Below are 13,974 nucleotides of genomic sequence, written 5' to 3' on the forward strand. Positions count from 1 at the left end.
TACAAAGGCACCTGACAACGTTGTCGGGTCGAGAGGCCCTCAATCCAAGGAGTTCGACGGTGAACGCGACGCTCACACCCCGGAAGTTCCCGAAGAAGACGCTCTTGACCTGCGCATTCGCTGCGACAGCCCTGGCACTTTCTGCCTGTGGCAGTGGCGCGGACGAGGAGGCTGGCGCTGACAACGGTGTCGAGGGCGACGATGTGGGTGTCTCCCTCATCGTGAAGACCACCACCAACCCGTTCTTCGTGGCCATGCAGGACGGCGCCGAGGCCGCCGCCGAGGAGCACGGCGTCGCGCTCACGCTCGCCGCCGGGCGCGAGGACGGCGACGAGGACGCGCAGATCCAGGCGATCGAGAACTCCGTGGCCCGTGGCGACGCCGGCATCCTCATCACGCCCAACGGGCCGTCCGTCGTCGACGCTCTGGACCGGGCGCGCGAGGCCGGTCTCTACGTCATCGCCCTGGACACCCCGCCCGACCCGGCCGATGCCGTCGACATCACCTTCGCCACCGACAACCGGCTCGCCGGCCAGAAGATCGGCGAGTGGACCGCCGGAGCGCTCGAGGGGGAGAAGGCCACGATCGCGCTCCTCGACCTGTTCGACGACAAGGTGGTCTCCGTCGACGTCGACCGGGACCAGGGCTTCCTGGAGGGCATGGGCATCGACGTCGCCGACCCGCAGGCCAACGGCGACGAGGCGGCGACCGGGACCTACAGCGGCGGTGACTACGAGATCGTCGGCAACGAGGCGTCCCAGGGCGCCGAGGACGGCGGTCGCACCGCCATGGAGAACCTCCTGGCCAAGAACCCGGACGTCAACGTCGTCTACACCATCAACGAGCCCGCAGCGTACGGCGCCTACCAGGCCCTCGAGGCGGCCGGCAAGGCCGGCGACGACGTCCTCGTGGTGTCGGTCGACGGTGGCTGCGCCGGCGTGGACAACGTCGAGCAGGGCATCATCGACGCCACCAGCCAGCAGTACCCGGTGAAGATGGCGGAGCTCGGCGTCGAGGCCATCGCCCAGCTCGCCACCACCGGTACGGCGCCCGAGACCACCGAGGGACTCGACTTCTTCAACACCGGCGTCGAGCTGGTCACGAACGAGCCCGTCGACGGCGTCGACTCGATCGACGCCGCCGCGGCGACCGACATCTGCTGGGGCTGATAGCCATGACCGCTGCTACCACCACGGCGCCCGACCCGGCCGCCGCGTTCCTCGACCACCGCAGCCCTCTCGAACGGGCCCGCGGCGTCCTCCACCGCTACCCCGCGCTCAGCCCGGCGATCGTGCTGGTGCTGTCGGTCATCGTGTTCGGGATCCTCAACGACCGTTTCCTCGCACCGTCCAACCTGTCGCTGATCACCCAGCAGGTGGCGGTCGTGGGGACCCTGGCCGTGGCCCAGACGCTCATCATCCTCACCGCCGGCATCGACCTGTCCGTCGGCTCGGTGATGGTGCTGGCCTCCATGGTGATGGCGCAGGTGGCGAGCGGATCGGGCGCCCCGGCCGTCGTGGCCCTGCTCGTCGGACTCCTCGCAGGGATCGCCTGCGGCGGGCTAAACGGGTTCCTCGTGACCCGCTTCAAGCTGCCGCCGTTCATCGCCACCCTCGGGACGTTCAACGTGTTCACCGCGTTGGCGCTCCTGTACTCGCACGGCGCCACGGTGCGCGGGGGTGACCTCCCGGCCGCGCTCACCTGGACCGGCACGACGTTCGACGTGCTCGGCGTGCGCGTCTCCACCGGGGTGCTGCTCATGCTCGCGGCCTACGTGGTCGTCGCGGTCGCCCTGTCCCGCACGGCGTGGGGCAAGCACGTGTACGCCGTCGGGGACGACAAGGACGCCGCCCGGCTGTCCGGGATCAGCGTCAACCGGGTGCTCCTGAGCGTCTACCTCGCGGCCGGCGCGATCCTGGCGCTGGCCGCCTGGATCCAGATCGGTCGCGCCAACGCCGCGAGCCCCAACGTGGGCGTGGACATGAACCTCGACTCCATCACCGCCGTCGTCATCGGCGGGACCAGCCTGTTCGGCGGGCGCGGAGTCGTCTGGGGGACCCTGCTCGGTGCACTCATCGTGGGTGTGTTCCGCAACGGGCTGTCCCTCGCGGGTCTCGACGTGCTCTACCAGACGCTCGCGGTGGGCGTCCTGGTGATCGTCGCCGTCTCGCTCGACCAGTGGATCAGGAAGGTGCGCAAGTGACCGCCATGGACGCGACAACCACCCCGGACCACCCGGGGACCGCACCGACGGCCACCCCCGTGCTCCAGGCGCGCGACCTGGTCAAGACGTTCGGCCGCGTCGTCGGCCTGGACGGGGTGGGGCTCGAGCTCTACCCCGGCGAGGTGCTCGCCGTCATCGGTGACAACGGCGCCGGCAAGTCCACGCTCATCAAGTGCCTCACCGGAGCCGAGATCCCCGACCGGGGCGAGATCCTGCTCGACGGCCGGCCCGTGCACTTCAAGCGACCCCAGGACGCCCGCGCCGCCGGGATCGAGACGGTGTACCAGACGCTCGCCGTCGCACCGTCGCTCGACATCGCCTCGAACCTGTTCCTCGGTCGCGAGGTGCGTCGCAGCGGTGTGCTGGGGTCGGTGTTCCGCATGACCGACAAGAAGGGGATGCGGGAGCGCGCCGAGCACCAGCTGCGCGACCTCGGCATCTCGACGCTGCAGGACGTCACCGTCCCGGTGGAGAACCTGTCCGGCGGCCAGCGCCAGGCGGTCGCCGTGGCCCGCGCCGCCGCGTTCGGCTCCAAGGTCGTCGTGCTCGACGAGCCGACGGCGGCCCTCGGCGTCCGCGAGTCCGGCCAGGTGCTGGAGCTGGTGCGCACCCTGCGCGACAAGGGGGTGCCGGTGATCATCATCAGCCACAACATGCCGCACGTCTTCGAGATCGCCGACCGCATCCACATCCAGCGTCTGGGACGGCGGGCAGCCACCATCACCCCGCAGTCGCACAGCATGACCGAGGCCGTCGCGATCATGACGGGCGCCGCCACGGGGTAGAGGACCACCCGCCCGACGGCGGTGCACCCGCAGGTGTGCCGCCGTCGGGCACGCGTGCCGCCCCGGCCGCGCTGCACCATCCCCCGCCTGCACACGATCGGACGAAGGAGTTCGACATGACCCTGCCTGGCCGCGCCCGCGGCGGATCCCCGCGACGAGGCGGTGACGGCACGACGAGAGCGCTCTACGCCGAGTTCACGGCGCTGCCCGGCTCGCTGGAGCGGGTCGCCGAGCTCGTCGTCGAGCTGACCGAGCAGGTGCGGGCCGAGCCGGGCAACATCGCGTTCGAGCCGCACCGCCTCGAGTCGGATCCTGCTCGCTGGTTCGTCTACGAGGTCTACGCCGACGACGACGCGTTCCGCGCGCACGTGAGCGGAGCCCCCAGCGCGGCCTTCAACGCCGCGATCACCGACCTGGTGGAAGGCGGCGGCTCTCGCCTCACCTGGTTGACGCCGGCGTAGCCGCTCCTGGCTCGACGGCGCAGCACGACCACCCGCACCCATCGGACGAAGGAGTTCGACCATGTCCTTGCTCGACCGCGCCCTGCGGCGGGTCCCCGCCGCCGTCGCCGCCGCTCTCGCTCTCGGAGCCGGCGTCACGACGGCGACCGGAGCCGCATCCGCCGAACCCGAGCCGGAGCCGTTCCGGCCGGCGATCCACTACACGCCCGAGCAGAACTGGATGAACGACCCCAACGGGCTCGTGCACCACGACGGCACCTACCACCTCTACTACCAGCACAACCCGTCCGGGAACCGCTGGGGCAACATGTCCTGGGGCCACGCGACCAGCCCTGACCTGGCGACCTGGACCGAGCAGCCGCTGGCGATCCCGCAGACGTTCGACGACGACGGCGTCGCGATCGAGGACATCTTCTCGGGCTCGGTGGTCGTGGACCACGGCAACACCAGCGGATTCGGCACCGTCGAGGACCCGCCGCTCGTGGCGGTCTACACGAGTGCGTACACGGGCGCTCACCCGACGCTGTCCGGGATCCAGGCGCAGTCGCTGGCCTACTCCACCGACGGCGGCTACACGTGGACGAAGTACGCGGACAACCCCGTGCTCGACCGCGACAGCGCGAACTTCCGCGACCCGAAGGTGTTCTGGTACGACGATGCCGAGGAGCCCGCCGGCGGCTACTGGGTGATGGCCGCCGTCGAGGCACTGGACCGGCAGGTGCTGCTGTACCGCTCGGACGATCTGAAGGACTGGAGCCAGCTGTCGACGTTCGGGCCGGCCAACGCCACCGGCGGGATCTGGGAGTGCCCGGACCTGTTCGAGCTGCCGGTCGACGGCGACCCGGAGAACACCCGCTGGGTCATGGTCGTCAACCTCAACCCGGGCGCGGTGGCCGGCGGCTCGGGTGGCCAGTACTTCGTGGGCGACTTCGACGGCACCACGTTCACCCCGGAGCGCACGGTCGAGGGCGTCGAGGTGCCCGACGGCGAGGTGCTGGCGGACTTCGAGAACGGCTGGGGCGACTGGACCGTGAGGAACGAGCCGGCGCACGCCGAGGCCGGGCCGTTCGGCTCCGCACCGGTGGCCGGCACCGTCCCCGGGCAGCAGGAGGTCACCGGGTACGTGGGGGACTCTCTGCTGAACAGCTTCGTGGGGCACGACGCGCCGACCGGGACGGCGGAGTCCGCACCGTTCACCATCGAGCGCGACTGGCTGTCGATGCTGGTCGGCGGCGGGAACCACCCGCACGTGGCCGGTGGTCAGCTCGGCAACGAGCCGCCGGCGGGCACGCTGCTGTGGGACGGGTTCGAGCAGCGTGCGGCCGGGCAGACGCTCGCCGACGTCGGCTGGACCGGCACCGGTCACCTGGCCGCGACGTCCAGCCCGTCCACGTCCGGCGGGGAGTACTACCTCGGCGAGGGACGCCTCAACACCTGGGAGGGCGGCCCGCACGGGGACGACAACGTCGGCACGCTGACCTCCCCGCCGTTCGTCCTCGACGGGGACCGGCTGAGCATGCTCGTCGGCGGCGGGAAGCGCGCGGGCGACGCGGCACAGACCCTGCAGGTCCAGCTCCTGGTCGACGGCGAGGTCGTGCGGCACCTGACCGGGCCCGAGGCCGGCGACCTGCGCTGGCGCTCGTGGGACGTCGCGGACCTGCGCGGCCGCGAGGCCGTGCTGCGGGTCGTGGACGAGGCCACCGGCGGGTGGGGGCACCTGACGCTCGACCACGTCGTCGTCGGCGACGAACCCGCCGTGCCGCGCAGCTCCGAGACGACGGTGAACCTCGTGGTCGACGGTGAGGTGGTCCGCACCGCGACGGGCAACGACGCCGAGCACCTGGACTGGGTGAGCTGGGACGTGGCGGAGCTGCGCGGCTCCCAGGCGACCCTGCGCGTCGTCGACAACCACCGCGGCGGGTGGGGGCACATCCTCGTGGACCAGGTGACCGCCACAGACGACCCGGCCATGCCGGGAGCCGAGCGGTACGACTGGCTGGACTGGGGACGCGACTACTACGCGACGGTCTCGTTCGACAACGCCCCGGACGACCGCCGGTACATGATCGGTTGGATGAACGACTGGGCCTACGCCCAGGACATCCCCACCTCGCCGTGGCGCTCGGTGATGACGCTGCCCCGCGAGGTGACGCTCACCGAGGCCGACGGGCGGGTCGAGCTCACGCAGCAGGTGGTCGACGGCGTGGACCGGTTGGCCGCCCCCGCCGCGGCGACGCGGGTGCGGGACCTGGACGTCGACGACTCCACGGTGCCGCTCGACCTGCGTCGGTCGGGCGACCTCGACGCCTACCGGCTCGACGTGACCCTCGAGGTGGAGGACGCGGAGCGCGCGGGTGTCGTCGTCCGTGCCGGTGAGGGATTCGCGGTCGACGGGGGGACGGCCGGTGCGCAAGGGACGGTCGTCGCGTACGACGCACGTCGCGGACGGCTCGAGGTCGACCGGACCCGCTCGGGCGACGTCGGGTTCCACCCGGCCTTCGCTGGTGCCTGGTCCGCCCCGCTGGCCGCCTCGACGACGGCGGACGGGAAGGTGCGGCTGCGCGTCTACGTCGATCGGTCGTCGGTGGAGGCGCTGACGGCCGACGGGCTGAGGACCGTGACCAGCCAGGTCTTCCCGGATGCGGCGTCGACAGGGGTGTCCGTCTTCGCCGAGGGTGGCAGCGCCCGCATCGCGTCGTTGACCGTCACCCCGCTGGCGGACTCCGTGCGCGTCGACACCGGGCCGGCGGCACCGGCCTGCGTGGGCAAGCCGGGCCGGCCGGGCGCGGTGCCCTGCCGGCGGTGAGATGCGGAGACTCGTGCCCGGCTTCTCACCCGGCCGGGTCGGGACGGGCCGGGGCGAGCGGGTGCACGACGACCGAGCGCACCCGGCCCGCGCCTCCGTCGGACACCAGCGACAGACCGGTGGCGTCCGGCGGAGGGAAGCCGACCAGTGTGCCGGACAGCGCGCCGGTCCCGACGAACGCCTCGACCGAGGACGCGTCGACCACGACGCGAAGGCTGACGGTACCGGCGTCGTCGGTGACACGGCCGATCGTGCCCTCCCGGCGTCGGGCGAACGGGACGTCGGCGCCGGTGTCGGGGTCCGTCAGGTCCTGCGGACCACCCGTGGTGCGGTCCAGCACGAGCCGGTCGGCCCCGACGGCGACGACCGTGCCGCCGCCGTCGGCTCCGCGATGGACGCGGATCCCGATCGTCGCGTCGGCACGGGGCTCGAGCTCGGCCAGGATCTCGTAGGCGCCGGCGGTGACGCCGTCGGGCGGGGCGAGGACCAGCTCGCCGTCCACCGTGCCGTCGGGAGGCAGATCGGGCGACCACGGCGTGCCGCGCAGCCCGTCGAGCTCGGCGACCGGCTGCTGGGTCAGGCGGACCTCGCCTCCCGGCCCGCTGCGCAGCCCCAGCTCCCGAGGCAGCGACAGGGCGTTGGTCCACGGCGAGGTCGGTGCCGCGTAGGGGTAGTCCCAGTTCCCCATCCAGGCGAGCCAGACGCGCCGGCCGTCCGGGGCGTGCTCCCAGGTGCGGGCGGCGTAGAAGTCCTGCCCGACGTCGGTGAGCAGCCACTGTGCGGGGTCGGTGCGGCCCTCGAGAGCGAGGTCGCGCGCGAACGTCGTCCCGTCGAAGTGGCCGAGGAAGTACTGAGCCGTCGACCCGTCCGTCTCGGCGTTGGTGCCGACGGAGACGTGCAGGACCCACACCGTGCGGTCCGGGTCTCCGTCGACGGGCAGCGGGAAGAGGTCGGGGCACTCCCAGACGCCGGCGTGCGTTCCCTGTCCGTCGCCGAACCGGCTCGCGAAGGTCCAGGTGATCAGGTCGGGTGACCGGAAGATCTCGATCGCGTCGCCGACAGAGACGCTCATGACCCAGGCCGCGGTGGGCTCGTGCCAGAAGACGGCGGGATCGCGGAAGTCGGTCCGGCCGTCGTTCGCCAGCACCGGGTTCCCTGCGTAGCGCTGCCACGTGCGGCCGGCGTCCGCGCTGGTGGCCAGGCTCTGCGCCTCGCCGCCGTCGGTGCTCGTGTACACGGCAGCCAGACCCCCGGTCCCGGCGACGAAGAGTCCCGACGTGTTCGCCCCGTCGACCACGACACCGCCGGTCAGCGCCTGGCCGAGGACGTCGTGCTCGAGGGCCGTGGGCAAGGTCTGCCAGTGCATCAGGTCGGTACTCACGGCGTGCGCCCACGTGCCCATCTGCTGATGGAACAGGTGCCACTCGCCCTCGTACCAGACGAGGCCGTTCGGGTCGGCCAGGCGGCCCTCGGGCGGGCTGTAGTGCACCAGCGGTCGCCACGGTTCGGTGACGGGCGACGGCGGTGGTGACGGCTGTGCCGGTGCCGGCGAGGGGGTGGACGGCGAGGGCGGCGGAGCTTCGCCGCGGGTGCATGCCGCCAGGAGGCCAGAGGCCGACAGTGCGCCTGCGGCGGACAGGAACGCGCGGCGCGTGGGCATGGCTCCTCCTCCTCGATCACGGTACTCCTCGGGGTGCCCGTCCCCGCCCCTCCCGGGCGGTCGGGCGGGGACGGGCACCGGAAGGGTCACGGCCGGGGCACCGGCTTCTTGCCGAAGTACTCGTTGGCGGGGATGTCCCCATAGCCGCCGAGCCCGTCGTCGCCGTAGCTGCGGTCGACGACGGCGGTGTCGCCGTCGATGTCCAGGCGGACGGTCGGGGCGAGGGTCCCACCGCGGCGCACGTCGGGGTTGCCGACGGCGTCGATGAAGGACTCGACGAGTCCGTCGGGCATGACGTAGTGGGAGTAGGACTGGAAGGAGTGCGCCGTCTGGAACGGGTCCGGGTTCGCCGGGGTGCCGACACCGAAGTTGAGGTTGGTCGGGTTGCCGAGCGCGAGACCGCTGCCGTGGTTGAGCGGCTGGTAGTCGGACCGGATGCCGTCGCCGACGAACCCGTAGACGCCGTCGGGGCCGTCGAGCTTCCAGAACCGCGGCTCGGCGGAGTCCTGCTCGGGCCCTCGGGCGAAGGTGTGCCGGTGGGTGATCGTGAACAGGTAGTACTTGCCGTCCTTGATGTAGATCTGCGGACGCTCGGTCTGGTCGTTCACGCAGTTCGCGGACAGGATCGGCGGGAGGTAGCTCCACTCGGTGAGCTTCTTGTTCTCCGCGACGGCGAGCCCCACGTTCGCCATCTGGTAGTTCGCCCCGGAGGCCGTGACGGTGCCGGGCTCCTCGGCCAGCGGGTCGCCCGGCTGGTAGCCCAGGTCCTCCTCGGTGCACCCGACGGCGCCGCGGTCACCGGCGGTGTTGCCCTCGAAGACCATGAAGGTCTTGCCCGGGTGGGCCGGGTCCTCGAACGTGAACGGGTCACGGAAGTTGACGAACGCGTTCTGCTCCCGGGTCTGGTAGTACTCGCCGTCGGGCTTCAGCAGCTCGTGCTGCTTCTCGGCCCCGGTGAGCCAGACACCCTTCTTGTTCGCCTTCAGCCGGGCCTCCGTCATGGCGATGCGTGGGTCGGCAGGCTTGATGTCCTGGTCGTTCCCGTCCCGGTAGAACGCGACGGCCGTGTAGAAGATCTTCAGCCTGCCGCCGGAATAGAAGCGGGTCGAGCCCGACCACTCGGTGACGGCCGAGAACGAGTCGTCGTCGAAGATGGTCCCCGCGGCGCCGTCCGGGAAGACGTTGCCGCCGTAGGTCCAGCCGCCGTTCGCCGGGCGCTCGTCGGCCGGGACGCCGGCCTTGCGGAAGAAGTAGCCCATCCGGGCGTGCGTGTGGCGCTCGTCGAAGGCATAGCCTGCCTGGGCGTCGGCGGTCAGGGCGAAGATGACCTCCCAGCCCTTGAATGCGATCTGGTCCGAGTTCTCGTCGGTCAGGGTCCAGGTGTCCCAGACCCAGATCTGCTCCTCGCCCTCGTCGGTCATCACGGGGAACGTCTCGGGGATCTCCGGCATCGTGTACTGCTCAGGCATGGAACTCTCGCCGGCGGGCGCGCCCGGGTCCGACATGGCCCGGATCTGCAGGGCGTCGGCACGGGTCCAGCGGGCCGTGAAGTCGTCCTCGGGGGCGTACGCCTCCTGGGTGTGGACGGTGGGCTCTGGGTGTCCCGGGTGGATCACGTCGTCGTTCGCGGCCGTGGCCGAGCTGGTCGTGGTGGCGCTCATCGTGAGGACGAGGGCACCGACGCTGACCAGTGCCGGCACGCTGCGGGCGGCCCGGGTCCTCGTGTGCTGCGTGGTGGGGGACATGCTGCCTCCGGAATCGATGGGATCGTCCGGCAGGCTGACAACGTTGTCACCCTGCTACTGCCCCGCGGGTCGGGGCGGCGCGACGATAGGCACGCCGCGAGCGCTGCTGCAAGGAAGCGGCGTGAGACGTCATCTCAGCCGGCGCACAGCAGGCGTTCACCTGCGGGCACGGCTGAGACTGGGCGCCACATGGGGCAAAAGGTGTGACCATATGTCGAGACGATCCGGTCGTCCCGTCGCCTGACGACGTGCCGGGCGGTGGCACGCCCCCCGGCCCGGACGGTGCGTTGGTCAGGAGCACCAGCGACCCGATGCGCGTGTGCCGGGACGGTGGACGGCCGGTGGTGGAGGGCTGGGGCCGCGGGCTGTCGGTCATCGCCCTGATCGTCGAGTTGGAGGAATCCTCCAAAGGCCGGGGGTGAGCGTTGGCCGCCGCACCGGGAGCCAGGACCGGGTGCCGACAACCTACGCTTGCGTAGGCTACGAAGGCGTAGGTTCGGCACCTGCTCGAGACACGGGCACCGGACCTCGACGCGGCGCAGCCGCCCGTCAGGGAAGGAGACCGTGTGAACCCCGACGCCTCTCAGGGCGCGGCAGCCGAGGAGGACCTCGTGCAGCTCGTCGCCCCGGACGGCCGCCGCACCGACGGTGAGCAGGCCGCGGCCTACCGCGACCGCGCGGCCCACCTCGGCACCGACGAGCTGTGGGCGATGTACCGCGACATGGTGCTGACCCGACGGTTCGACGACGAGTCGACGGCGCTTCAGCGCCAGGGCGAGCTGGGCCTGTACCCACAGGGTCGTGGCCAGGAGGCCGCCCAGGTCGGCTCCGGGCACGCGCTGCACCCGCAGGACTTCGTGTTCCCCTCCTACCGGGAGCACGGCGTGCTGCAGGTCCGCGGCGTCGACCCCGTCGACCGGCTGCGCATCTACCGCGGCACCGAGCACGGCGGCTGGGACCCGGCCGACCACAACGTGCACCTCAACACCCTCGTCCTCGGCTCGCAGACCCTGCACGCCACCGGCTACGCGCTCGGCGTGCAGCGCGACGGGTTGGTCGGCACCGGCGACCCGCAGCGGGACACCGCCGTCGTGACCTACTTCGGCGACGGCGCCTCGAGCCAGGGCGACGTCAACGAGGCGCTCGTCTTCGCCGCCGTGAACAACGCCCCCGTGGTGTTCTTCTGCCAGAACAACCAGTGGGCCATCTCCGAGCCGACGTCGCGGCAGACGCGCGTGCCGCTGTACAAGCGCGGCGAGGGCTTCGGCATCCCCGGCGTGCGCGTGGACGGCAACGACGTCCTGGCCTCGTACGCGGTGATGGCCGAGGCGCTGGAACGCGCCCGCACCGGTGGCGGGCCCACGTTCGTCGAGGCGTACACGTACCGCATGGGCGCGCACACGACGTCGGACGACCCGACGCGCTACCGCGAGCGCGCCGAGGAGGAGGAGTGGGCGCTGCGCGACCCGATCGACCGGCTCGCCGCCCTCCTGCGTGCCGAGGACCGGTGGGACGACGCGTGGGCGGCCGACGTCGAGGCGCAGGCCGACTCGCTCGCCGAGCGGCTCCGTGCCGACGTCCGCGCCCTCGAGGACCCGGCGTCGACGTCGATGTTCGAGCACGTCTACGCGACGCCCCACTCCCAGGTGGAGGCCGAGCGCGCCTGGTTCGAGGCGTACGAGCACGACACCGCCCAGGACGAGCGGGACAGCAGCAGGGAGGCCGCCCGATGAGCACGCAGACGATGACCTTCGCGAAGGCCCTCACGGCCGGGCTGCGCGCCTCGCTGGAGGCGGACGACCACGTGATGATCATGGGCGAGGACGTGGGCCGGCTCGGCGGCGTCTTCCGCATCACCGACGGCCTGCAGAAGGACTTCGGCGAGCACCGGGTCGTGGACACGCCGCTCGCGGAGTCGGGGATCGTCGGCACGGCGATCGGCCTGGCGATGCGCGGCTACCGGCCGATCTGCGAGATCCAGTTCGACGGGTTCGTGTTCCCCGCCTACGACCAGATCACCACCCAGCTCGCCAAGCTGCACTACCGCTCGCGCGGCGCGATCCGGCTGCCCGTGGTCATCCGGATCCCGTACGGCGGCGGCATCGGTGCCATCGAGCACCACTCCGAGTCGCCCGAGGCGCTGTTCGCCCACACGCCGGGCCTCCGCGTGGTGTCCCCCGCGACGCCGCAGGACGCGTACGACATGATCCGCGCCGCCGTCGTCTCGCCCGACCCGGTGATCTTCTTCGAGCCGAAGGGCCGGTACTGGTCCAAGGGCGAGGTCGACCTGGACAGCCCCGTCGCGACGGCCACGTCCGACGGCGGCACACCGGACCCGCTGGGCCAGGCCCGGATCGCCCGGGCCGGCACGGACGTGACGCTGGTCGCGTACGGCCCGACCGTCGCCACAGCGCTGTCGGCCGCCGACGCGCTGGCTGCCGAGGGCACCAGCGCAGAGGTCGTCGACCTGCGGTCGCTGTCGCCGATGGACGTGCCCGCCGTGGTGGACTCGGTGCGCCGGACCGGGCGCTGCGTCGTCGTGCACGAGGCCCCGACGTTCTTCGGCGCCGGTGCCGAGCTCGCCGCCCGCGTCACCGAGGAGTGCTTCTACTCCCTCGAGGCGCCCGTGCTGCGGGTCGGCGGGTTCCACACGCCGTACCCCGTGGCCAAGATCGAGCACGACTACCTGCCGAGCACCGACCGCGTCCTCGACGCCGTCGACCGCGCCCTGGCGCACTGACCGGCCCGCGAACGAGGAGACCGATGAGCACCCAGCGCTTCCCCCTCCCGGACGTCGGCGAGGGACTGACCGAGGCGGAGATCGTCGAGTGGAAGGTCGCCGTCGGCGACACCGTCGCGGTCAACGACGTCATCGTCGAGATCGAGACCGCCAAGTCCCTGGTCGAGCTGCCGTCGCCGTTCGCCGGGACGGTCGTGGCCCTGCTCGCCGAGGAGGGCACCACCGTCGACGTCGGCACCCCGATCATCGAGGTCGGCTCCGCGGACGCCTCCGCGCCCGAGCCCGCACCGTCCGGTGCGCCGGCCTCGCCGGGTGACTCGTCCGGCGGATCGACGAACGGCGAGGGTTCCGGTTCGGTGCTGGTGGGCTACGGCACGGGCGACGCCGCTACCGGGTCGCGCCGCCGCCGTCGGCGCGCCGAGGAACCGGCGGCACCGGCTGCCCCCGCCTCGAAGCCGGCCCCCGCGCCGGCCCCCGCGCCGGCGCCGGCGCCGGCCCCCGAGAAGACGCCGGGGATCGCCAAGCCGATGATGAGCGTCCCCGCCGCCGTCGACGGCGCCGGTGCCGCGCCGTCGGGCACGACGCCGGCCGTCCGGATCCGCGTGCTCGCCAAGCCGCCCGTGCGCAAGCTCGCCAAGGACCTGGGCGTCGACCTGGCGTCCGTGCAGCCGACCGGCCCCGGCGGGATCGTCACGCGCGAGGACGTCGTGGCCCGCGCGGACGCCGCCGAACCGCGGACGCTCGCGACCTACCCGGACGACGACCAGCCGTGGCTCGCCTCGGGGTCCGTCACGAACGACGGCCGCCAGACGCGCGTGCCGGTCAAGTCGGTACGCAAGCGCACCGCCGAGGTGATGGTGGCCAGCGCGTTCACCGCCCCGCACGTCACCGTGTTCCGGACGGTCGACGTCACCCGGACCATGAAGCTCGTCGAGAAGCTCAAGGCCGACCGGGACTTCGCCGACGTGCGGGTGACCCCGCTGCTGATCGCCGCCAAGGCGGCGCTGCTGGCGATCAAGCGCCACCCCGAGATCAACGCGAGCTGGGACGACGACGCCCGCGAGATCGTCTACAAGCACTACGTGAACCTGGGCATCGCGGCGGCGACCCCCCGCGGGCTCGTGGTGCCCAACGTCAAGGACGCGCACCGCCACGAGCTGCTGCCGCTCGCCCGTGCGCTCGGCGAGCTGACGGCGACGGCCCGGGCGGGGCGCACCAGCCCGGCCGACATGTCCGACGGCACCTTCACGATCACCAACGTGGGGGTCTTCGGCATCGACACGGGCACGCCGATCCTCAACCCCGGCGAGGCCGGCATCCTGGCCTTCGGCGCCATCCGGCAGCAGCCCTGGGTGCACAAGGGCAAGGTCAAGCCGCGCTGGGTCACCCAGCTCGCGCTGAGCTTCGACCACCGGCTGGTCGACGGCGAGCTCGGCTCGCGCTTCCTGTCCGACGTCGCGCGCGTGCTGGAGGACCCGGCCCACGGGCTGGTCTGGGGCTGACCGCCCCGCCGTCCACCACCCCTGCGCGCCGAACGTCGTGGTCCGGACCGC

10 protein-coding genes are annotated in these 13,974 nt (G+C 72.1%); 8 read left to right on the forward strand and 2 right to left on the reverse strand.

Going from position 1 to position 13,974, the window contains the following annotated elements:
- Positions 1-59 precede the first annotated feature (59 nt).
- The 5 genes from MWU57_RS11295 to MWU57_RS11315 all read left to right on the forward strand — a co-directional run bounded on the left by MWU57_RS11295 (position 60) and on the right by MWU57_RS11315 (position 6,276).
- Entirely contained in the window at positions 60-1,169 is a 1,110-nt protein-coding gene (locus MWU57_RS11295; RefSeq protein ID WP_374108547.1) for a substrate-binding domain-containing protein, read from the forward strand.
- A 5-nt stretch (positions 1,170-1,174) separates the two neighbouring features.
- Positions 1,175-2,203: an ABC transporter permease gene (locus tag MWU57_RS11300; RefSeq protein ID WP_246909273.1), complete on the forward strand. Its 1,029-nt coding sequence runs from the start codon at positions 1,175-1,177 to the stop codon at positions 2,201-2,203.
- 5 nt (positions 2,204-2,208) lie between these two features.
- Positions 2,209-3,009, forward strand: coding sequence for an ATP-binding cassette domain-containing protein (locus tag MWU57_RS11305; RefSeq protein WP_246909289.1), 801 nt, complete (start codon positions 2,209-2,211; stop codon positions 3,007-3,009).
- A gap of 116 nt (positions 3,010-3,125) precedes the next feature.
- Complete coding sequence (locus tag MWU57_RS11310; protein WP_246909275.1) at positions 3,126-3,470, forward strand: putative quinol monooxygenase; 345 nt, start codon at positions 3,126-3,128, stop codon at positions 3,468-3,470.
- A gap of 61 nt (positions 3,471-3,531) precedes the next feature.
- Positions 3,532-6,276 carry a glycoside hydrolase family 32 protein gene (locus tag MWU57_RS11315; protein WP_246909277.1) on the forward strand — a complete coding sequence of 915 codons (2,745 nt, stop codon included), beginning with the start codon at positions 3,532-3,534 and terminating at the stop codon, positions 6,274-6,276.
- 25 nt (positions 6,277-6,301) lie between these two features.
- On the opposite strand, the gene MWU57_RS11320 is transcribed toward MWU57_RS11315, so the two are convergent.
- Together MWU57_RS11320 and MWU57_RS11325 are read right to left on the reverse strand one after the other, a co-directional pair.
- Positions 6,302-7,936 carry a glycoside hydrolase family 32 protein gene (locus MWU57_RS11320; protein ID WP_246909279.1) on the reverse strand — a complete coding sequence of 545 codons (1,635 nt, stop codon included), beginning with the start codon at positions 7,934-7,936 and terminating at the stop codon, positions 6,302-6,304.
- Positions 7,937-8,022: 86 nt separating this feature from the next.
- Complete coding sequence (locus MWU57_RS11325; RefSeq protein ID WP_246909280.1) at positions 8,023-9,681, reverse strand: glycoside hydrolase family 68 protein; 1,659 nt, start codon at positions 9,679-9,681, stop codon at positions 8,023-8,025.
- Between the two features lie 566 nt (positions 9,682-10,247).
- Between MWU57_RS11325 and pdhA the strand changes: the two genes are divergently transcribed.
- Genes pdhA through MWU57_RS11340 form a run of 3 tightly spaced genes read left to right on the forward strand, consistent with a single transcriptional unit; the run spans position 10,248 to position 13,923 of the window.
- A complete protein-coding gene (pdhA, locus tag MWU57_RS11330; protein ID WP_246909281.1) occupies positions 10,248-11,414 on the forward strand; it encodes a pyruvate dehydrogenase (acetyl-transferring) E1 component subunit alpha in 1,167 nt (388 codons plus the stop codon).
- Positions 11,411-12,421, forward strand: coding sequence for an alpha-ketoacid dehydrogenase subunit beta (locus MWU57_RS11335; RefSeq protein WP_246909282.1), 1,011 nt, complete (start codon positions 11,411-11,413; stop codon positions 12,419-12,421). The genes pdhA and MWU57_RS11335 overlap by 4 nt, the downstream gene beginning before the upstream one ends.
- Positions 12,422-12,444: 23 nt before the next feature.
- Entirely contained in the window at positions 12,445-13,923 is a 1,479-nt protein-coding gene (locus MWU57_RS11340) for a dihydrolipoamide acetyltransferase family protein (protein ID WP_246909283.1), read from the forward strand.
- Positions 13,924-13,974: the final 51 nt, after the last annotated feature.

It is taken from the genome of Isoptericola sp. S6320L, assembly GCF_023015685.1.
Classification (GTDB): Bacteria; Actinomycetota; Actinomycetes; order Actinomycetales; family Cellulomonadaceae; genus Isoptericola; species Isoptericola halotolerans_A.

What these genes read in the sequence shown, in the direction of transcription:
- MWU57_RS11300 (WP_246909273.1), top strand. Translation starts at nt 1,175, where the DNA reads ATGACCGCTGCTACCACCACGGCGCCCGACCCGGCCGCCGCGTTCCTC.
- MWU57_RS11305 (WP_246909289.1), top strand. Translation starts at nt 2,209, where the DNA reads ATGGACGCGACAACCACCCCGGACCACCCGGGGACCGCACCGACGGCC.
- MWU57_RS11310 (WP_246909275.1), top strand. Translation starts at nt 3,126, where the DNA reads ATGACCCTGCCTGGCCGCGCCCGCGGCGGATCCCCGCGACGAGGCGGT.
- MWU57_RS11315 (WP_246909277.1), top strand. Translation starts at nt 3,532, where the DNA reads ATGTCCTTGCTCGACCGCGCCCTGCGGCGGGTCCCCGCCGCCGTCGCC.
- MWU57_RS11320 (WP_246909279.1), bottom strand. Translation starts at nt 7,936, where the DNA reads ATGCCCACGCGCCGCGCGTTCCTGTCCGCCGCAGGCGCACTGTCGGCC.
- MWU57_RS11325 (WP_246909280.1), bottom strand. Translation starts at nt 9,681, where the DNA reads ATGTCCCCCACCACGCAGCACACGAGGACCCGGGCCGCCCGCAGCGTG.
- MWU57_RS11335 (WP_246909282.1), top strand. Translation starts at nt 11,411, where the DNA reads ATGAGCACGCAGACGATGACCTTCGCGAAGGCCCTCACGGCCGGGCTG.
- MWU57_RS11340 (WP_246909283.1), top strand. Translation starts at nt 12,445, where the DNA reads ATGAGCACCCAGCGCTTCCCCCTCCCGGACGTCGGCGAGGGACTGACC.